Source organism: Pseudoramibacter porci (assembly GCF_009696145.1).
GTDB classification, from domain to species: Bacteria; Bacillota; Clostridia; order Eubacteriales; family Eubacteriaceae; genus Pseudoramibacter; species Pseudoramibacter porci.
In genome coordinates this window covers 68,190-87,787 of record NZ_VUMO01000001.1, presented here as the reverse complement: position 1 = coordinate 87,787, position 19,598 = coordinate 68,190, and the positions used below count along the sequence as shown (strand labels likewise).

At 59.0% G+C, this 19,598-nt stretch carries 17 protein-coding genes; 2 read left to right on the top strand and 15 right to left on the bottom strand.

Annotated features, from left to right (window positions below; translation table 11 throughout):
* Positions 1–72: 72 nt before the first annotated feature.
* From FYJ52_RS00535 to FYJ52_RS00480, 12 genes are all read right to left on the bottom strand, one after another.
* The gene (locus FYJ52_RS00535; protein WP_154575312.1) at positions 73–858 is read right to left on the bottom strand and encodes a DeoR/GlpR family DNA-binding transcription regulator; all 786 of its coding nucleotides are present in this window, start codon (positions 856–858) and stop codon (positions 73–75) included.
* Between the two features lie 27 nt (positions 859–885).
* On the bottom strand, positions 886–1,449 hold the full coding sequence (locus FYJ52_RS00530; protein ID WP_154575311.1) for a YcxB family protein: 564 nt from the start codon (positions 1,447–1,449) through the stop codon (positions 886–888).
* A 35-nt stretch (positions 1,450–1,484) separates the two neighbouring features.
* Positions 1,485–2,570: a 2-keto-3-deoxygluconate permease gene (locus tag FYJ52_RS00525; protein ID WP_408003665.1), complete on the bottom strand. Its 1,086-nt coding sequence runs from the start codon at positions 2,568–2,570 to the stop codon at positions 1,485–1,487.
* Positions 2,571–2,628: 58 nt separating this feature from the next.
* Positions 2,629–3,975, bottom strand: a complete 1,347-nt coding sequence (locus tag FYJ52_RS00520) for a four-carbon acid sugar kinase family protein (protein WP_154575310.1) — start codon at positions 3,973–3,975, stop codon at positions 2,629–2,631.
* Positions 3,976–3,993: 18 nt separating this feature from the next.
* Positions 3,994–5,010, bottom strand: coding sequence for a 4-hydroxythreonine-4-phosphate dehydrogenase PdxA (pdxA, locus tag FYJ52_RS00515; RefSeq protein WP_154575309.1), 1,017 nt, complete (start codon positions 5,008–5,010; stop codon positions 3,994–3,996).
* 272 nt (positions 5,011–5,282) lie between these two features.
* Positions 5,283–6,185, bottom strand: coding sequence for a LysR family transcriptional regulator (locus tag FYJ52_RS00510; protein WP_235901447.1), 903 nt, complete (start codon positions 6,183–6,185; stop codon positions 5,283–5,285).
* Positions 6,186–6,201: 16 nt separating this feature from the next.
* Positions 6,202–7,851, bottom strand: a complete 1,650-nt coding sequence (locus tag FYJ52_RS00505; protein WP_154575307.1) for a sulfate adenylyltransferase subunit 1 — start codon at positions 7,849–7,851, stop codon at positions 6,202–6,204.
* Position 7,852: 1 nt separating this feature from the next.
* Positions 7,853–8,752 carry a sulfate adenylyltransferase subunit CysD gene (cysD, locus tag FYJ52_RS00500; protein WP_154575306.1) on the bottom strand — a complete coding sequence of 300 codons (900 nt, stop codon included), beginning with the start codon at positions 8,750–8,752 and terminating at the stop codon, positions 7,853–7,855.
* 35 nt (positions 8,753–8,787) lie between these two features.
* Entirely contained in the window at positions 8,788–9,102 is a 315-nt protein-coding gene (locus FYJ52_RS00495; RefSeq protein WP_154575305.1) for a 4Fe-4S dicluster domain-containing protein, read from the bottom strand.
* A 3-nt stretch (positions 9,103–9,105) separates the two neighbouring features.
* Complete coding sequence (locus FYJ52_RS00490; protein ID WP_154575304.1) at positions 9,106–10,755, bottom strand: adenylyl-sulfate reductase subunit alpha; 1,650 nt, start codon at positions 10,753–10,755, stop codon at positions 9,106–9,108.
* 43 nt (positions 10,756–10,798) lie between these two features.
* The gene (locus FYJ52_RS00485; protein ID WP_154575303.1) at positions 10,799–12,247 is read right to left on the bottom strand and encodes a chromate transporter; all 1,449 of its coding nucleotides are present in this window, start codon (positions 12,245–12,247) and stop codon (positions 10,799–10,801) included.
* 190 nt (positions 12,248–12,437) lie between these two features.
* Positions 12,438–13,190 carry a hypothetical protein gene (locus FYJ52_RS00480; RefSeq protein WP_154575302.1) on the bottom strand — a complete coding sequence of 251 codons (753 nt, stop codon included), beginning with the start codon at positions 13,188–13,190 and terminating at the stop codon, positions 12,438–12,440.
* 156 nt (positions 13,191–13,346) lie between these two features.
* Here FYJ52_RS00480 and FYJ52_RS00475 point away from each other — a divergent pair, with 156 nt between their 5' ends.
* Positions 13,347–13,745, top strand: coding sequence for a helix-turn-helix transcriptional regulator (locus FYJ52_RS00475; protein WP_154575301.1), 399 nt, complete (start codon positions 13,347–13,349; stop codon positions 13,743–13,745).
* Here the strand turns inward: FYJ52_RS00475 and FYJ52_RS00470 are convergent.
* Positions 13,711–14,253, bottom strand: coding sequence for a replicative helicase loader/inhibitor (locus FYJ52_RS00470; RefSeq protein WP_154575300.1), 543 nt, complete (start codon positions 14,251–14,253; stop codon positions 13,711–13,713). The genes FYJ52_RS00475 and FYJ52_RS00470 overlap by 35 nt on opposite strands.
* A complete protein-coding gene (locus FYJ52_RS00465; protein WP_154575299.1) occupies positions 14,250–15,269 on the bottom strand; it encodes a DUF4373 domain-containing protein in 1,020 nt (339 codons plus the stop codon). Before FYJ52_RS00465 ends, FYJ52_RS00470 begins: the two co-directional genes overlap by 4 nt.
* 288 nt (positions 15,270–15,557) lie before the next feature.
* On the opposite strand from FYJ52_RS00465, the gene FYJ52_RS00460 reads away from it, so the two are divergent.
* Positions 15,558–18,983, top strand: coding sequence for an EAL domain-containing protein (locus FYJ52_RS00460; RefSeq protein WP_205960711.1), 3,426 nt, complete (start codon positions 15,558–15,560; stop codon positions 18,981–18,983).
* Positions 18,984–19,193: 210 nt separating this feature from the next.
* Here the strand turns inward: FYJ52_RS00460 and FYJ52_RS00455 are convergent, their stop codons facing one another.
* Positions 19,194–19,391, bottom strand: a complete 198-nt coding sequence (locus FYJ52_RS00455; protein WP_154575297.1) for a DNA-binding protein — start codon at positions 19,389–19,391, stop codon at positions 19,194–19,196.
* Positions 19,392–19,598 lie beyond the last annotated feature (207 nt).

The following is a 19,598-nucleotide window of genomic DNA, read 5'->3' as shown; positions in this document are numbered from 1 at the left end:
GGATCTCTCGACTATCCCCTATTATAACACAAAAGGCGGCCTCCCGAAACGGGGAGCCGCCTTTCTCTTGCTTTAAGGCTGGTCGGTGGTGGCGATCTCAAAGGGGACGTTTTCCCCCTCCGCCAGACGGCGGTTTTTCTCTGAGATTTTGTCGTCGGTGATGATCAGATCGACGGCGTTAATCGGACAGATGACCGCCAGATAGCCGTTTTCAAATTTGCTGCTGTCGGCCAGCACGACGACGTGCTCGGAGGCCGCGAGGATGGCCTGCTTGATCTGCATCTGCGGGGTCGCGATGGAGGTCAGGCCGACGTCGAAGTTGATGCTGTGCACGCCGATGAAGGCCTTGTCGATTTTAAAACGCTTGATGCTTTCCACGGCGGTGTCGCCCATGGACGCCGCGAGGAAGCCGTCGACGTAGCCGCCGATCATGTACAATTCGACATGGTCGGCGCTGGACAGCTCGTTGGCCGCCGGCAGCGAATTGGTCACCACGACGATGCGCTTGTCCCGATGATTTTTGATGTACACGGCCAGGTAAAAGCTCGTGGTCGAATCGTCGAGCAAAATGACATCCCGATCGGCGATGTGCCGGTAGGCTTGCCTGGCGATGGCTTTTTTTTCGCCGGCATTCTGCTCCAGATGCTGGCTGTTGTATTTGGCACAGTAGCTCTCCGACGCCTCTGATTTGCGGACGGCGCCGCCGCGGACGCGCTCCAGCTTGCCCGCATCGGCCAATTCCCGGATCTTCGTCCGGATGGTCACCTTGGAGCACCCGAGGGTCTCGCTGAGGGCGTTGACACTGACGTGCCCCTTTGCTTCAAGTTCTTGTAATATGATTCTCTTTTTGTCGTCCAAATCCACCTCTGCCGCTTCTAAACCTCTCTATCTCATTCTGACGTTTTTGAGTCCTAACTGTTTGGTGATCATCATAAAGGCGGGCACGAATTGGTCGCCGAAATCCGGCTTCGGCACGATGATGGCTTCATCGTTTTTTAAGTAAATGCCGACGGTTTTCGGGGTCACCACTGCCCGTTCCATTTCGTCCCAACGGTATTGGGTCGTTTTTTCACCTTGTTTTTTAATCATACCATACTTTTCGGACAGTGTCACCTGGGTCGTTTCATTTTGGTCTGGATTTTGCATGACTTTTTTTGCGCGAAGCTTGAGCATCAGCGGTGTGTAGCCGAGAAACACCGCGGCCGCAGCGACGTACGCGCCGCACGCTAAGGGGGAGATTTGGTGGTACGCGTACTGAAAGAGGCCGATGAAGGCCACGGCCAGGCCCAGCAGATTAACTAAGAATCCGCTGAGCTTGGAATAGGCGTGATACAGGAAAAAGTCAAACAAATAGGTAGTGTTCATTTTGACCTGAAAGGTCACGTCCGGAATGGTTTCCGGAATGGGGATGGATTGCGGGTTTGCTTTCGAAGCGAGAGAGGGTTTCATTTGGATTCCTTTTTTATTTTAAATCATACCTGCGATTATTTGGCCAAATCAGCAATGGTTTCCAAGCCTTTTTCATAGGCCCAGCCTTCGGGGCTGTAGATGCCCTTCTGGTGTTTCATCATGTAGCGGTCGAAGGCCGCGGTGATGAACGGGCAAAGGAACAAGGTGATGATGGAAGCGGTCGCACACTGTGCGGTGGCCATGCCGGTGTATTTCTTCATGGTTGGGTCGGCTTCGCCAACAGCGGCCGGGGTCATGGCGGAGTTCAGCGCGGTCGTCCCGATAGCGGCGCCCATGGCGTTGCGTTCTTTCTTCGGCAAAAGCAGATTGATGATGAAGAAGAAGATGACGGCGGTTGCGGCTGAGAAGAGCCCGAGGACAATCCCGGAAGCGCCGGCGGTCAAAATCGTCTTCAAATCGGTTTTGGCACCGATGGAAATGGTCATGAAGAAGGTGACGATCGGCTGAGCGGTCTTGCAGGCGGCTCTGAAGTGGCTGTCTAAATTGCCCCAGACGAAGCCGATCAAAATCGGAATGATGACGGCGACGAGGGACATGAACGGAATGCTGGCCAGTCCGGTGGCGCCAAGGGCCACGAGGGTGAAGAACGGGCCGTCGTTCAAAGACAGAATGGAAATGGCGCCGGTGTCGGTGGCGTTCCCAAACTGGGAAGACAGCGAGATGTACAAAGAACCGTTGGAATTGGTGATGGCCGCGATCCAGACAAAGGGCGCGATGCCGAGGAAGCCGGCCGGTCCGCAGAGCTTGCCGACGACAAGGCCGACAATAACGCCGAGGACAAATTTGACGCCGGTCATGGCGACCCCTTTGTACAAAGGCATCCCGACCTGCTTAATGTCGATCATGGACCCGCAGACGATTAAGAAGAAACCCATCATGCAGGCGTTGCCTTCGTAAAACAAGGCGGTGACGTAGCCGCCGATTTGGAAGAACTGGGGCACCAGAGTGGACAGGACCACGGCGATGACCAAGGGGATGATGACGAGGCCCCCGGGCAGCTCGCTCATTTTCTTAAGAATCGGGAAATCCCGTCTCTTCTGTTCAGGCGCCGGGGCGCTTTCTGGCTGGTTGTTTGGCGTTTTCACTTCGTTTTCGTTCATTTTCTCCTACTCTCCTATAAATGATTGTATTTTGTTTTAATTGCCATAAACCGTGATGTCAACGAACCCGTGCCGCTTCGAGGCACAGGCGTTCAATGATTTTTTCGGCGATGTGGTCGTCACCGGTAAGACCGCCCTTGCCGACGATGGGCAACCCACCATATTTCCCGGTGAGGAAGCTGACGTCCGTCTGGGGGATGACGTAATCGATCATTTCCAGGCATCCGACGCCGAGATGATAGCAGACGTTGACCATGGTGTCCCCGCCGGTAGCGTAGAGCCCGGCGATTTTGTCCCGGCCGACTTCGTCGAGAATGGCGGCGACGATGGCGCCGAGACCGCCGTTGATGCTTTCGGCGCTCATGCCCTGGGCGTAGCCGTGACGCTTGTCTTCCGCGTCCAGATCGAGCAGATCGCCGTGCAGCGCCGTTTCCATCAGAATGGCTTTGGGCTGGGGCGCTTCGGCCAACATGGCCACGGCCTGTTTGACGACCCGGGCGATTTCGGCGTTAGCCGAATCGGCCCCATGAATCAGCGCCAAGGGATCGACCTCGATGCGGCGGACCTGGCTGTCTTCACAGAGGACGGCCATCTGGTGCTTGGTAACCGGGGTGGCGCTGCCGGCGGCGATGAGCACAGTTTTGCCGCTCACCGGCTTGACGTCCGGCAGGTTGGGCTGTTCCACTTCGATGATGCCGTGGCAAAAGGCCAGCTTCGCGGTGAAAGGCCCTGGATCGACGGCGAGAATCGGACGATCCAAGGTGATAGCCGCGCGGGCGATGGTTTCGACGTCGTCGATGGAAATGGCGTCGACGACGAGGATCTTGGCCCCGGCGTCAAGCTGTTTGGTCATGGCCGCCGCGATGGCGTCTTCCCCGGCCAGCACATCTTCCAGCTCGATCAGTGCGACGTCCTGTTTACTCTGGGACTGAATCAGCTTGGGCACGTAATTTTCCTTCACCGGGGTGCGCACGTCCTGAGCCACCGGCGTTTTAATCAGGGCGACATTGTCGATGACCGAATACCCGCCGACCACAATCCGCCGAGACTGGGGCATGGCCGGGACCATGACGGCGACGGCGTCCTCCCCGAGGGCGTCGAGCATGGCGTCAATTTCGGTGCCAATGCCGCCCCGCAGGGTGGTATCGATGCGTTTGGAAAAATACTGAACGCCAGCGTTCTTTAAAACCGCCGTCGCTTTGCTCACCCGCTGATAGGCGTCTTCCTTGGGCAGCGGGCGGGAATTGCTGCTGATGAGCACTGCGTCCAAATCCCCGATGCCTTCGTACTTCGCGGCTGCGGCGTCATCGAAGAACACGGCCGTCTTGGCCTTGGACCGCGCCAGCAGCACCCCGGTGGTCGTCGCGCCGGTCAAATCGTCGGCAACTACTCCTATTTTTGCCATTTTTCTCCCCTTTTTTCCCTATTTCGCCATATTGTGTTTGCGAGTGGCATATTCCGCGCAGACTTTGGTGGATTCGATCAGGCTCACTTCGTTGGCCATGGCTTTGCCGGCGATGTCGAAGGCGGTGCCGTGGTCGACGGAGCCGCGGATGAAGGGCAGGCCCCAGGTGATCGTGACCGATTTTTCAAAGTCTAAGGTCTTGCAGGCGATGTGGCCCTGATCGTGGTATTCGGATAAAATGGCGTCGAATTTTCCGCTCTTGCCGATGTTGAAGATCGAGTCCGCCGGAATCGGGCCGACGGCGTTGATGCCCTTGGCCTGGGCCGCCTTGACAGCCGGTTCGATTTCGTCGATTTCTTCGCGGCCGAATAGCCCGTTGTCGCCGTTGTGGGGGTTGATGCCGGCCACCGCAATGAGTGGGTTTTCGATGCCGACACCCCGGAGTTCCTTGTCGATATTTTCGATGTAAGACAGGACCACGTCTTTCGTGGCGTAATGCACCGCGTCGATCAAGGACATGTGGCGGCTGACGAAGAAGACGCGCAGCTTGTGACACGAGAACATGGTCAGCGCATAAGGTGAGTGGGTTTCGTGCTGATAGATTTCCGTATGGCCCGGTTCCTTCACGCCGATGAGCTTGATCGCCTGTTTGTTAATCGGCGCGGTGGAGACGGCGTCGACCTTGCCGGCCATGCCCAATTCGATGGATTTCATGATGAAGTCGACGGCCATCTGCCCGGCCAGTTTCTGCACCTTTCCCCATTGGATCGAATCGGTGTCGTAGTCGCCAGTTTCGATGACGTCGATGACGCCTTTTTCGTATTTCGCTTCCGCAGGATCTGAGATCTTGTTGAATTTGACGGCTTTGTTTAACACCTTAGCCGCTCTGTCGAGAATGGCGATACTGCCGATGACAAAGGGCTTGCAGCACGCGTGAATTTCATCTGCGAGCATGGTGCCTACCACTGTTTCCGGCCCGATGCCGGCCGGATCGCCCATGGTGATGGCCATGACAGGTTTAAATTGTTCTTCCATATTTTCTTTCGTTTCCTTTCGTTTATTTTTGTTGTTTTTCTTTTGCAATCGTTTTGTGACTCTATCGTAAAGCATTTCATTTCGCTTGTCAAGATCTTTTTTGTCTTTTTCTTTCTTATTTTGCTTATTTTCTTTCTTTTATCTTTCTTTTTGTGGCAATTATCGAAAGTTTATCATAATCTATCTGAAGCATTTTCAAAAATATAGCAAAAAAAATAAAGCCGATGGCTGTCCATCAGCTTTATAGATGATTATAGATATTGATCGGTCATTTAGTGAAAGAACTGGCGTATGGCGTTGATGAAAACCTCTGCGGATTCGCTGGGGGTGGTGTCGATACGCGTGATGAGCCCGATTTCCATGACTTGATTGGGAAAGCCCGGCTCGGGCTGGAAGGGGATGCACCGGTAGTCCGCCCCGTTGTAGGCGTCGTGGATGATGCCGGAGCACAGGGTGTAGCCGTTGAGGCCGACCATGAGGTTAAGCATGGCGGCGCGGTCCCGGACGACGACCCGCCTTGGATAGAGCCGATCGCTTAGAATCTCCTCGGCCATATAAGAGGTCTCTTCCCCGTCCTGCTCGAAGCACAGGCAGGGGTAGTCCTTGAGGTCGGCGAAGCGGATGGCCTTTCTCCCGGCCAGGGGGTGGCCCTTCCAGAGATAGACGTAGGCGCGGCTTTTGACGATGGGGGTGAATTTCAAGTTGTTTTCGAGCAGGTGCCGGTCGATGACCCGCTCGTTGTAGGGCGAGCGGTAGAGAATGCCGATTTCGCTTCGCCCGGTGGCGACGTCGTCGATGACGGCGGCGGTGGTGGTTTCCCGGTAGGCAAAATCGTAGTGCAAGGTCCCGAATTGGCGCACCATCTCGACGAAGGCCTTGGCCGCAAAGGAGTAGTGTTGGGTCGAGACACCGAATTTCTTCTTGTCCTTGTCCTCGTCGTTTTGGTATTTGTCCATCAACGCCTGGTAGTGGTGGTAGACCTGGCGGATGTCAGCGATGAAGTCGTCGCCGCGGGGCGTCAGGGTCACGCCGCGGTTGTTGCGGGTGAAGATCGCGAAGCCGATTTCCGCCTCGGCTTCTTTGATGGCCTTGGTGAGGGTCGGCTGGGAGATGAAAAGCTTCTCCGCGGCTTTGTTCATCGAGCCGGTTTTGGCCACCTCGAGGAGGTAGGCCATTTGCTGCAGGGTCATCTTAAATCAGAATGGCCGGCTCGCGGTAGGCGGCACTGGCGGCAAGGTCCAGGTCAGATTGTTCCAGAATGAAGTCGGCGATGGCCCCGGCGGTGAGGGCGGTCTTGTCTTCCCATCCGGCGAGAAAGCCCGGGATTTCGGCGAATTTTTCCGTCGGGACTGTGTCGGTGTCCAGAGCCAAAAGCACGATGATCCCGGCGCGGTTGAGGTGGCGCACGACGTTAGGGGCGTCCTCGAAATTGGGCTTGTAGAGATAGGTGTGCCGCCCGGCGTGGTAAAGCCGTTTTTCCACGTCCTGGATGAGGCCTTCGGTGATGCCTTCGCGCCGCAGCGGGAAGGCCACGGTGATGGCGTTCTGCCCCTTCTGCAGGCGTCTGAGTTCGGGGTTGATGGTCGTTTCTTTCCAGGCTTCTTTGGCCACTTCGGTGACGACGCCGCAGGCGGCGGTGGCGTTGGTGACCCGGTCGATTAAGATGAATTCCCCGAGATTTTGGTGGTGCGCAAAGGTGTCGACCACGACGTTGTCGGCGAAGCGCAAGGTGACGGCGGCAATTTCGTTTTTCTTTAAGCCCTCGGCGTCTTCGTGGGCGCCGGTGTTGATGTCGATTTTGTAGTCGATGGCCGTCACTTCCCCAGGGATGAGCTTGGTCCCGAGCTTGACGAAAAAGCCTGTGCCCGGCGTCAGAGGGGCGTCATCCATCCAGAGGATTTCGGCGCTGACCCCGGAGGACACCTGGAGTCCGGCGGCGTCATCCACGAGGACACAGCCGCGGGAGACATCCACCTCTTTGGTCAGGCAGAGGGTGACGGGCTGGCCGGTTTCGGCAGCGTCCGCCTCCCGCCCGGCGACGAGGATGGATTTAACCTGGGCTTTTTCTTTCGAGGGCAGGGTCACGACGGTGTCGCCGACTTGAATCCGCCCCGATGCGATCTGCCCCTGGAAGCCGCGAAAAGCGTGATTCGGGCGGCAGACCCGCTGCACGGGCAGGACGAAGCCGGTTTCTTTTTCGGCGGCCACGTCGACGTTTTCCAGTTCACCCAAGATCGTTGGGCCTTTGTACCAGGGCATATTGGCGCTTTTCTTGGTGACGTTGTCCCCTTCGGTGGCGGAAACCGGGATGAGGGTCACGTGGGACAGGCCCAGTTCTTCTGACAGGGCCTGAATGTCTTCGGCGATGGCGTCAAACCGGGCTTGATCGTAGTCGACCAAATCCATTTTGTTGATGGCGAAGACGAAGTACCGGATGCCCATGAGGGCGCAGATGCGGGCGTGGCGCTTGGTCTGGATCAGCACCCCCTGGGAGGCGTCGACCAGGATGACGGCCAGATCGGCGAAGGAGGCGCCGACAGCCATGTTCCGGGTGTATTCCTCGTGGCCCGGGGTATCGGCGACGATGAAGGAGCGAGCGTCGGTGGTGAAATACCGGTAGGCCACGTCGATGGTGATCCCCTGCTCCCGCTCTTCGGTGAGCCCGTCGAGGAGGAGGGAATAATCGATGGCCCCGCCCCGGGAGCCGACCTTGGAATCCAGCTCCAGGGCGCGCGCCTGGTCGGCGTAGAGCAGCTTGGAGTCGTAGAGAATGTGGCCGATGAGGGTAGATTTCCCGTCGTCGACGCTGCCGCAGGTGATGAATTTAAGTAAATCGTTCATTTTAGAAATAGCCTTCTTTCTTCCGTCGTTCCATGCTGCCCGTTTCCTCGTGGTCGATGACCCGGCTGGTCCGTTCGGATTCGACAGCGGCCAGGGTCTCGTCGATGATTTTGTCCAGGGTGTCGGCGTCGGATTCGATGCCGCCGGTCAGCGGGTAGCAGCCGAGGGTCCTGAAGCGGATCTTCTTCATTTCCGGTTTTTCGCCGGGGTTGAGGCGCATCCGGTCGTCGTCCACCATGATGATGTTGCCGTCGCGGTAGACCACCGGGCGTTCCTTGGCGAAGTAGAGATCGACGATCTCGATGTGTTCGCGGCGGATGTATTCCCAGATGTCCTTTTCGGTCCAGTTGGAGATCGGAAAGACGCGGATGGATTCGCCCTTGTGCAGGCGCGTGTTGTAGAGCTGCCACATTTCCGGGCGCTGATTTTTCGGATCCCAGGCCTGGGCCTCGTTTCTGAACGAGAAGATGCGTTCCTTGGCCCGGGATTTTTCTTCGTCCCGGCGCCCGCCGCCGAAGGCCGCGGTGAACCCGTATTTCTTGAGGGCGGCCTTGAGAGCCTGGGTCTTCATGATGTCGGTGTAGGCGCTGCCGTAGTCGAAGGGGTTGACGCCCTTGCGCACGCCGTCCATGTTGGTGTAGGTGAGCATGGTGATGCCCTTTTCCTTGGCCATGCGGTCTCTAAAGGCGATCATCTCGCGGAATTTCCACGTGGTGTCGATGTGCAAAAACGGAAAGGGCGGCTTTTCGGGATAAAAGGCCTTGAGGGCCAGGTGCAGCATGACGGAGCTGTCCTTGCCGATGGAATACAGCATCACCGGGTTGTCGCATTCGGCGGCGACTTCGCGGATGATGTAAATGGCTTCCGCCTCGAGGGCGTCCAAATGGGATAAGTTGGCCATGGTCATTCTCCTTTGTAAGTATATAAGTAAATTCGTTAGTAGCGGTTAGCGTCTTTGGGGTCGATGGTGACGGTGCGGGTGGTGCCGTCGGGGCGGGCGACCTGCCAGTGGATCAGCCCCTTGTCCCGTTTCAGGCGCAGAGTGGCCCCCCGGCCGCCGATGTCGGCGCCGAGGAAGAAATCCACGGCGCCGGCCGGGCAGGCCTTCAGGCATGCGGTGCAGCCCCAGCAGTCCCGGGGGTGTCTTTGCACCGCGCGGCCCTGTCCGTCCATTTTGATGAGATTGCCGGGGCAGGCTTCGACGCAGCGCCCGCAGCCGACACATTTTTTCGAATTAATTGCAATGCTCATGATTTACCTCAGCTTCCGTTTGATGATTGCGGTCTTGCCGTCCCGGGTGACCGAGTTGATGTAGCAGGCGTAGGCGGGATCCTTCTCTGGATAGTCCGCGTTTTCGGCGAAGCTGTGCCACCGGGTTTCTTTGCGGGCCTTCAGGTGGGCGATAAGCACCGGGCAGACGGTGAGCCGGTCGGTGAGCTCGTAGATGCGAAGCAGATCGTCCATATCCGAGGCGGACAGGCTTTCGCTGAGCTTGGCCAGATCGGCGATGCGCCGGGCCGCGATATCGAGCTCCGCCCCGCTGTACTGGTAGCCCCGGGAGATGCCCCCGGCGTACTCGTCCATGACTTTCTGCATGGCTTCCTCGAGCTGTTCGGTGTCGATGAGCCCCGCCGGCCGCGAAAGATAAGCGGCGTAATCGGGGCGGGCGGTCTCGTCTTCCCCGGCGAAATCCAGATGAGCTAAATCCTCAAGGATGGTCTCAGCGGCGATTTCCCCTTCGGCTAGGGCCCCGGTGACGTATTTCTGGGGCGCGCCCCCGGCGACGTCGCCTCCGGCGTAAAGCCCCGGGAGGGTCGTGCGGCGGCCGTCGTCGATCCAGTAGCCCGAGGCGGTGTGCCCGCCGACGATGTAGGGCTCGGTGCCTTCGATCTCGACGTTTTCGGTGTCAGGCCCCCGCCCGCTCTCCAGCCACCTGAGGGTCTGGCTCGGCGCCATGTTGAGGTAGGCCTTGTAGAGATCCTTTTCCGCGTCCTCCCCGATGCCCTGGGTCGCAAGGACGCAGGGGCCGCGGCCGGCGCGGTTTTCAGAGACGGTGCCGTAGAGCCGCTCGGAGGTGGTGTGGCCGTAGGCGGCTTCGTAGGGCGCGCCTTTTCCGTTGACCTGGGCGGCGCCCACCCCTTGGGCGATGGTGCCCGTGGGGGCGATGGTGTCCTTCAGGCGCAGGGCAATGAAGCGCATCTCGAAGGTGGTCATTTCCGCCCCCGCCCGGATGCCCATGGCGTAGCCGGCCCCGGTGTTAAAGGGCGGGTACCACATCTTATGGCGGGAAAAGCCCGGGTTGTTGGGGCGATAGAGCCCGGCGGCCCCGCCAGTGGCGACGAAAACGGCCCGGGCGGAAATCGCGTAGGCCACCGGCTCGTTCACCGAGAAGCCGTAGGCGCCCACCACCCGGCCGTCCCGGATCATCAGGTCGGTGATGTTGACGTGGTTGAGCACTTTGACATTCGCGTTTTCGGTGGCGGCGCGGGCCAGCAGGGGCTTGATGTTCTCCCCGTTGATCTTGATGTTGCGCGGCCCCCGGGTGACGTAATGGCCGTCGGCGTCCTTTAAAATGACCAGCCCCCAGTCCTCGAGGGTTTTGGTGACGGCGTTGAGGCGGCCGGCCATGGAGGTGAGCAAGTCCCGCCGGGCGATGCCGTCGGCGTCGCGCGTACAGTAGTCGACGTAGAAATCCGGGGTGTGGCCCGGGGTGATGTAGGCGTTGAGGGCGTTGACTCCGGCGGCCAGACAGCCGCTTCTTTCGATATTGGCCTTTTCGGCGATGAGGACGGAAAGCCCAGGGGTTTTCCCGAGGGCGGCGGCGGCAAAACAGCCGGCGGTGCCCCCGCCGACGATGAGGACGTCGGTCTTGAGGGGCTTCCAGGTCAGATTGGGCTTGGGCATGGTATTCTCCCTTTCTATTTTCAAGGTTTAAAGTATTTTTTCATTACAGCAGCGCCAGGGAACCGGCGGCGGCGACGCTGGCCAGGGCCGAGAAGACGATCATCGCGCCGGACTGGACCCGCTTCTTCCCGAGCAGAGCCAGATTGACGGCGAGAATCCCGGCGGTGATGGCCGCGGCGGCCCCAGTGGGCAGCCCGAGGGTGACGCCGGTGGCCAGATTCTGGCGGATCAGGGTCAGGCCGATGTTGAGCAGCATCCCGGCGACGATGGGCCGGATCCATTTCGACAGGCAGACGAAGGTGTCCAGCTCCGCGAGGGCGGCGTAGGCCAGGCGCACGGTGCCGAAGGTCATGCCGCTGCCGGCGACGGCGACGAGCAGCCCCGCAAGCCAAAGGGCCCCGGCGGCCGCCAGGGAATGGCCGGCGCCGAGCCCGACGTAGTAGCCGACCCCGGAGAGGACTTTGCAGAGGATGGACCCGGGCAAGAGGTTGGCCACCGGGATCAAATTGCCGTAGAAATGGGCGGCGGAAATCGTCCCGCTCTGGACGAAGAGCCCCTCGGCCACCGAGAGGTAGGCGTCGCCCCCGCCGAAGGACATCAGCGACGAGAGCAGCCCCCTGAGAACGAAGACCGGCGCCCGCCCGGTGACGGCGGCGGTGAGGATGAGCGCCACGGCGACAAGGCTCGCCCAGAGGGCCATCTCCTTCGCCCAGCGCCGCCCGAAGGCCTTCACCGAGATGCTGCGGCGGGCGCTCCCTAAATCCTGCGCGATCCCCCGGACACTCAGCGCCGCCATGACCAGGGCCGATGCGGTGTGCACCGCCCCGCGGCTGAAGAGGTACACGGCGCCGACGGCGGCAACCACCGGGAGGTTCTTTTGGGTGATGCGCCCCTTGGTGGTGAAGATCACGAAAAAGGCCAGGGCGAAAACCGACAGGGTCGACAGGCTCACCAAGGGCGAACCGGAAAGGCCCAGAATCCCGTACACGTTTTTCCCGCAGGTCAGGATGAAGACGGCGGCGATGACGGCGGCGGTCATGCACCTGTCCCCGCCCTCCCGCGCGGTCTTGACCACGTAGGCGACCAAGAGCGTGCAGATGAAGGCGGTGATGCCGATGGACAGGCAGTCCGTCAGGGTGAGCACCACCCGGTTGACCCCCGAGAGCACGGCGAGGATGACGAAAGTCATCAGCGCCCCGGGTGCGGCCATGAGGATCGCGGCGAGGACCATCCCCCAGGGGCCGGCGACGGTGCGCCCCAGCCCCGCGGCGATTTCCACAGGCAGGGCCCCGGGCGTGATGGCCGCGGCGACCACGTCCCGGTCGAAGGCGTCTTTGGAGACGAAGCCGTCCTTTCCGGTGACGGCATCCTCGATCACCGGGATCAGCGCGGTGCCGCCGCCGAAGCCGATAATCCCGATTTTGAGCAGGGTCAGGAAGAAATCCCGGCGGGTCTTTCGCCCGGCGGTTTGGGTGCTGGTCTGTGTGGTCATCTCGGCCTCCTTCGTTAAAACTTAGTGCATAAATATGTTTAATATGATTATGTCCTCATTGTAACGCCGGGCCAGAATCCTGTCAATTCCTATTTGTTAAATAGGCTATACCGATTTGCTAGAGTCGGTTATGCCCAGAGCTTATAACGCCAAAAACCCCCCGAGTCCGGCTGGATTCGGGGGTTTTAGGTCAGTCCTCGCGGCGGCGCTCCATGAGTTTTTCCGCGGCGGCGCCGTAGAAATTAGGGTAAGTGGCCTTGAGGTAGACGTTGTTGCTGACGCTGTTGGCGAGCATGAGCCTGAGCACCTGGGCGAAGTCGGTCTCCAGATGGGCGATATCCGTGGGACTTAAATTATCCCAGTCGCCCCGGAGGCGGTACTCGTCCATGATGTGGAAAATGCCCCAGAGCATCTCGGTGAAGCGCTCGGCCTCGTTTAAATTGTGGGTCGAGCCGAGGATGAGCAGCTCCATGCGGCTTTCCTCGAGGATGTCCCGGACGCCGTCGTAGGCGGCGCGGGTCAGGTGGACCTGAAGGGTCAGGCTCTCGATTTTCTTCTGGCGCGCCGCGATTTCCCGGCGCATCTGCCGTCTCGCCCGTCTCGTGCTCATGTCCCCGTCGATGACGGTCAGCCGCGCCAGATTGGCGCTGCACCGGGCGCAATACTCGATCTGCATGAGCATCGGCGCGCCGACCCCGGTGAAGAACTGGCTTCTGAGCATCCGGGTCGAGGCCAGGGCCTCCCGGCGGTCGTGCTCGTCGAGGATGGCGCCGACGGCGACGGTGGCGATGGCGATGGACGCCGGCAGGAAGGCGAAATCCTGAAAGATATAGAAGGCGGTGGTCCGGGGGTCGTGAAAGATTAAAATCTGGGCGGCGTAAATGGCCGCGGAGAGCGCGAACAGGGCGATGGCGATGCGGCTCAGGGTTTTGCTGTGTTTCATGGTTCTGCTCCTTTGCGTGATTTTTTTCATTATTATAAAGGAAGGCGGGCGGCCCTTCAATCCTTTTTCTCTTTCACAACGGATCCACTGCGGACTTGAACCCCCTCCCCAACAGGCGTACAATGGGTTTAGATTACTTTGAAGGGAGGCGGCACCATGTCCACCTTATCTGCCAATATTCGTTTTCTGCGCCGGGCAGCCGGCATGAGCCAGGCCGAGCTCGCCCACGCCCTGGGCTTTCGCTCCCTGACCACCGTCCAGAAATGGGAGTCGGGGGGCTCGATGCCGAGCCTGGCCACCGCCGCGGACCTCGCTGAGCTTTTCGCCGTCACCCTGGACGATCTGGTCCGCCACGATTTCGCCGACCCGACAAACAACCCCGACGATGACGACGTGTATTACATCGACCCCGAGGCCCGCAAAATCGCCCTGAAGGTCGAGGGACACCCCCCGCTGCGCGATCTGTTCGACGCCTGCCGCGACGCCGCCCCCGAGGACATCGCCATGGCCGCCGAGATGCTCAGACGGATGAGCCGGGGACGCCGGAATCACTAGTATATTGGCCGAGGGCTTTTGCCTCTGCCGCATTTAAGGCCGCGTAATCGGGGCGCTCAGTGAATTTCCCCTGCATCTGAGCGAAGGTCTTGAAAAACCGCGCCTGGTAGTCCTGATAGGCGCGCCCGGCGACGTCGCAGCCGGCGAGCATGCGCAGGGTCTCGGGGCCTTCGACGTAGGCGCGCACCGGCGGCGAGAGCTTCTCGAACTCGGCCTTAGCGTTGCTCAGGGAATCCTTGAGGGCCTTCGTGATCTCGGCCCAGCCATCGGCGGCAGAGAGCTTCGGGACCTTGTCATTCATGATCGCCTTGATCTGCCCCACCGTCGGCGCGAAGGCGTGGTCCCCGTCGATGTAATCGCCCACCGCGGCAAACACCGCCTTGAAATCCGCGTCCTTGAACCGCCACGCCCACAGGGCGGCGATGTCTTTCTCATTCGCATTTCTGTCAAATTTGGGGTAAGCCGCTTTAATCATCTTCATAATCCGTGCGGTTTCGTTTAAATTCATATTTCACCTCTCGCTAATCGATCGTAAAACGTGCCCTTCGGCTCCACCGTCTGCGCGTTGCTGTAGCGCCCTTCGACAATTTTCTGAAAGTTGTCGGGCTGGATGACCCAATCGAAATCGCAGCGCCATTTGCCCGATCGGCCGGTCAGGAAGTCTGACGCCGCCACTTGGTCAAAGGCGTCAAAAACGTTCGCTTCGCCTTCGCTCTCAACCAATGCCCGCACCTGCTTTGTCCGTTTGCGGCTCCAGTGATCGACATCTCTAACCGTTGCCAAATCGGTGACCTGTGCCACGTGAAAATTCCACAAATCGGCAATTTTTTGGAGGCCGTTGTCGTGCGGCGCGACAGCGCCTGAAATGCCGCTTGGCGGCATGACGGATATTTCCTCATCGTTCTCTACTACTTCATCTTCTGTAAGATTGTCTGGTATGGTATTTTTTGTTGTTTTGTTTTGTACTGTTGTTTGGTTTGTTATCTTTTCTTTTAATTTACTCTGTGAATTATTCGGCCGATTATTTCCTATTTCCAATTTTTCGTGGGCCTGCAAATAGCACTTCAAAATGAGCCCCGTCTGATTGATGTCGCGCATGTCGGCCTCGCTTAACAGCCAGATGTCCCAGTTGATGTTCGCCGATTTGCGCTCACTGACCGCGTTGTAATACGTTTTTTGGATGCGCCGGCTGGTGAGCACCCCGGCCGCGAAGCAGTCCTTGTCGAACAGCGCCCGCTCGGCCAATTCTTCGATGATGGCCATAATTTCTTCCGGCTTCACCCTGTCACGCCCGCTGATGAGGTCCGAGACGTCCAGGGCCACATCCTCCCGCTCGGATTCGCAGTAGTCCAGGTAATAGCCCTTGTCCTGATAAATCAGCGTCAAAAGCGCGAGATAGGTCAGCGCCGCCGCAGGCCCGTGATGGGCTCTCGGCACCCTGAATTTTCGGTCTGTGAGCAGTCCCAGCTCGAAGGGAAACCAATCCAGCCCCGTCTTGCGGGGCCTTCCTCTTTTGCTTGCCATACACTTCTCCTTTTGATTAAAATTTGTCTCACTTATATAATGCGCAGTTTGGGCAATTTGGGGGACAAAAATTTTTAACTTTCGGCAAAAAATTTTTCACTGAAATCATGGGGCAATTCCGAAAAAGATCGAGAAGTTTTTGTCTTATAAAGATAAAATTTTGTCCGCGATTTTCACATTAAGGGCGCGGTCTCCTTGAAAAAAGTCACAAAAGGCGATACAATAGAAAATAAACTAAAAATGGGGTGATTTTACCCTTGAGTTATGAAATTTGAAGGAGATGTTCCCGTGAAGCCTTATACCTTTTCGCCCGAAACCCGCGCGTTTATCGAGCACATTCCCATCGCGCTGGCGATTTATCAATACGTCGACGGCACCATTACGCCCCTTCTGGTGTCCCAGGCCTATCTGGCCCTGTTCGGGCACGCCGGCTTCGAATCGGCCCGCTACACCCTGCGCACTGATTTGTACCACAACGTCCACCCCGAAGATATCCCCCGGATGGAGGCGGCCTCTCTGGCTTTCGCGAAGACGCCGAACGGCGGCACCTACGACATGCTCTTTCGCAATAAACGGGCAGATCAGGCGGATTACCACATCATTCACGGGACGGGCCAATACATCAAAATCGACGGGACGCCCATGGCCTTCATCACCTACACCGACGAGACGGCCGGGAGCGAAAATGACCAGATGGTGAAGGCGGTGCTCTCCACCCTCTCGGCCCAGTACGCCCCGACAGAAAGCCCGGCCTACCACGCCCATTTCGACCAATTGACGGGCCTGGCCAACATGGCCCACTTTTTGGAACGCGCCGGCGATGGCATTAAACGCATCCAGGAGACGGGGGGAACCCCGGTGCTGATGTATTTCGATTTGCGGGACTTAAAGACTTACAACCGGCGCATGGGCTTCGACGCCGGGGACCGGCAGATCTGCGCCTTAGCGGAGCTCATCGGCCGGTATTTCGGCCGGGACTGCGCGGCCCGGTTCGAGAGCGACCACTTCGCCGCCTACGCGGAAAACCGCCATCTGGAAAGCCGCCTTCAGGCGCTGTTCGCCCAGATGAAGGCCCACGGCCAGGGCGCCAATCTCGCGGTGAAGGTCGGCCTGTACGCCCTCCCCGACGACGACACCCGGCTGGGCGAGGCCTGCGACCGGGCCCGCCAGGCGGCAGCTGCCATCCCGAACGGGGAGGATTCGGCCTTCCTCTGGTTTGACGACCGCCTCCGGATCGAAAACGCCCTGCGCACCTACATCATCCGCCACTTAGGCGAGGCCATGGCCCACGGGTGGATCAAGGTGTATTATCAGCCGGTGGTGCGCGCCATGACCCAGACCGTCTGCAACGGGGAAGCCCTGGTGCGCTGGATCGACCCGGTGCACGGGCCCCTCTCCCCGGGGCAGTTCATCCCCGTCCTCGAGGAAACGGGCCAGATCACCGAGCTGGACCTTTACGTCTTCGAGCAGGTGTGTCAGGATCACGTCCGGCTCAAGGCCGACGGGCACATTCCGATCCCGGTGTCGATCAACCTCTCCCGGCGGGATTTCCTCCAGGACGACCTCCCTGAGACTCTGGACCAGATTTCCTCGGCCTACGGCGTCCCCCGGGAGTTTACCAATTTAGAAATCACCGAGTCGGCCTTTGTCACCCAGATTAACAAGGTCGAGCCCATCATCCGCCGGCTCCACCAGCTGGGCTACCACATCTGGATGGACGATTTCGGCACCGGCTACTCTTCCCTGTCGGTTTTGAAGAAATACGCCTTCGACGAGCTGAAAATCGACATGTCCTTCCTCGCGGATTTCGACGACAAGGCCAAGACCCTCCTCACCGCTATCGTGCGCATGGCCAAGGATTTGGACATTTCCACCTTGGCCGAAGGGGTCGAGACAGAGGCCCAGTTCAATTTCCTCAAAAAAATCGGCTGCGAAAAGATTCAGGGGTATTATTTCGCGCGGCCCATGCCCATAGACGATTTAGGCGATCATTTCAAGACCCGGGGCATCCGCGTCGAGCCGACCAAGTGGCGGGCCTATTTTACGCGGCTCAGCCGCATCGACACCCTCACCGACGAGCCCCTGTGCATCGTGAACGACGACGGCACGACCTTTGACATCCTCTTCGCCAACGACGCCTACAAGGCGGCCCTCCACAAGGACCACGTGGACGACCTTCTGGCCTGGCAGCGGGTGATCAACACCCCGGGCGAACCCATCCACACCCTGCACCGCCATTACGCCGACCAGCAGCTCAGGCGCCTGCCCGGGCCCCAGACGACGCTCTACCCCTCGGGGGACCACTACATGCAGCTGACGGGCACCGTGGCCGCCGTTCAGGATGACCATTATCTCTACACCCTGCAGATCCGCTACGTGAGCCTCAACGTCGACGACACCCAGCAGGTCCGCTTCGAGACCACCAGCGAGCTGTATTACGCCTGCCGGGACATCGCCCACTACGACCTCAACGCCCACACGGTGGCGGGGCTTAAATCCTCGCTCTACAGCCAGCCCATGGGCGTCGGCGTCGAACACCACGACGTGGACGCCGTCGTCGCCGCCTGGATCAAGGCCTTCTGCTACCCGCCGGACCGGGCGCGGTTTGCCGCCTTTATGGACCTTAACACCCTGCAGGCGCGCCTGAAAGAAAACGGCGGGCGCCCGCTGACCGGGCTGTTCCGCAGCCTCACCCCCGAGGGGGACTACAAGTGGCGCTTCCACCTGATCCTCCCGGTCGAGCGCAGCGGCTTCAGCTGGGCCGTGCACGTCACCCTCGACGCCGACGTGAGCTCGAAGGGGATCCTCGAAGTCGCCGACGCCCTCGACGCTGAGTCGGCGCCTGAAGATACGGGCATTTCCGCGGCGCTGCTCTGGAACAATCTCATCCTCAACGCCAAGCGCATGTATTTCTGGAAGGACACCCACCGCCGCTTCCTCGGCGCGAGCCAAAGTTTCTGCGATTATTTCGGCGTGAAACATTTAGGCGAGCTCCTCGGCAAAACCGACGAGGACATGGGCTGGCACATCGACCCGGGGCCTTTTAAGCAGGACGAAGAGGCCGTGCTCACCGCCGGCAAGAAGCTCTACTGCCGCCGGGGCCACTGCCTCGTGGGCGGCACCAACCGGGACATCATCGCCAGCAAAGTCCCCGTGTATCAGGACGGCAAAATCGTCGGCCTCCTAGGCAGTGTGGTCGACGCGGAGGCAAGCTTCGCCTTCTTCTCAGAAGAACACCGCCTGGCCGCCACTGACCCGGTGACAGGCCTGGCCAACACCCGGGGCCTCTCCGACGGCCTTCAGGCCTATCTGGAAGAACACTGGCGCACCGGCGCCCCCTTCGCCATGCTGGATATCACCGTGCCCGAATACCGGGAAGTGGTCGACCTGTACGGCGCCGCCTCGGGCAACGCCCTCCTGAAGCGCGTCGGCGCCGCCATCACCAACTGCGCCGGCCACCGCTGCGTCGTCGGCCGCACCCAGGGCAGCCATTTCGCCCTGATCACCGCCTTCACCTGTAAAGAAGAGGTGCGGGCGCTGGCCCTGAACATCCGCGGGGCCATCACCGCCATGCGTCAGACCGGCCCCTGGCGCGGTGACCTTAAGCCTGTCATCACTGCCACCTACGCCGATATGGTCATCGCGGAGCAAAATACTTATTTAAAAAACCTGGCTCAGGTGATTCTCAACACCCATGACCACGAGACGATTTAAGCCATGCGCGGGCACACCCCGCGCTTTTTTTGTTTTTTTGGGATATTAAAAAAACGCAATAAAAAACCCGAAGCCTGCGCTTCGGGTTGGGTTGTCACTGGAGCTATTGACCGGATTTGAACCGGTGACCCCCACCTTACCGAGGATTTAGGAATACTGACAATATCGGCTATTTTTTTCACTTGCGAAAAATATACGAATGAAGCCCGCCTATTTCTTCCGCCAGCCTTTGTACTTCCCCGACTTCACACGATTGTCCGTGTAGGGCTCATTCTTGTCGATCACCCAATTCCGGCCGATCTTGCGGGCGGTTTTGAAGCCGCCCGCCTGTGCTTTCTGCCGAATCGTCCTGGGAGATTTACCGTGAAGTTTCGCGTATTCTGTCAGGCTGATAAGTTCTTCTGTCATCTCATCTTCCTCCTATTTTCAATCAAGCACAACGCCCAAAATGTTGCACACACAATTGATAATACCCGTGCAACCGTTGACGAGCATAAGAAGGTAATTCCGATAAACGACAAGCACAAAATAAGATAAACAATGGATTTTCTTGACATCGTTTCATTTTCGACTTAAACTAAAAGCATAAAAGGGAAGGGCAAGCGCCCCGCCCTT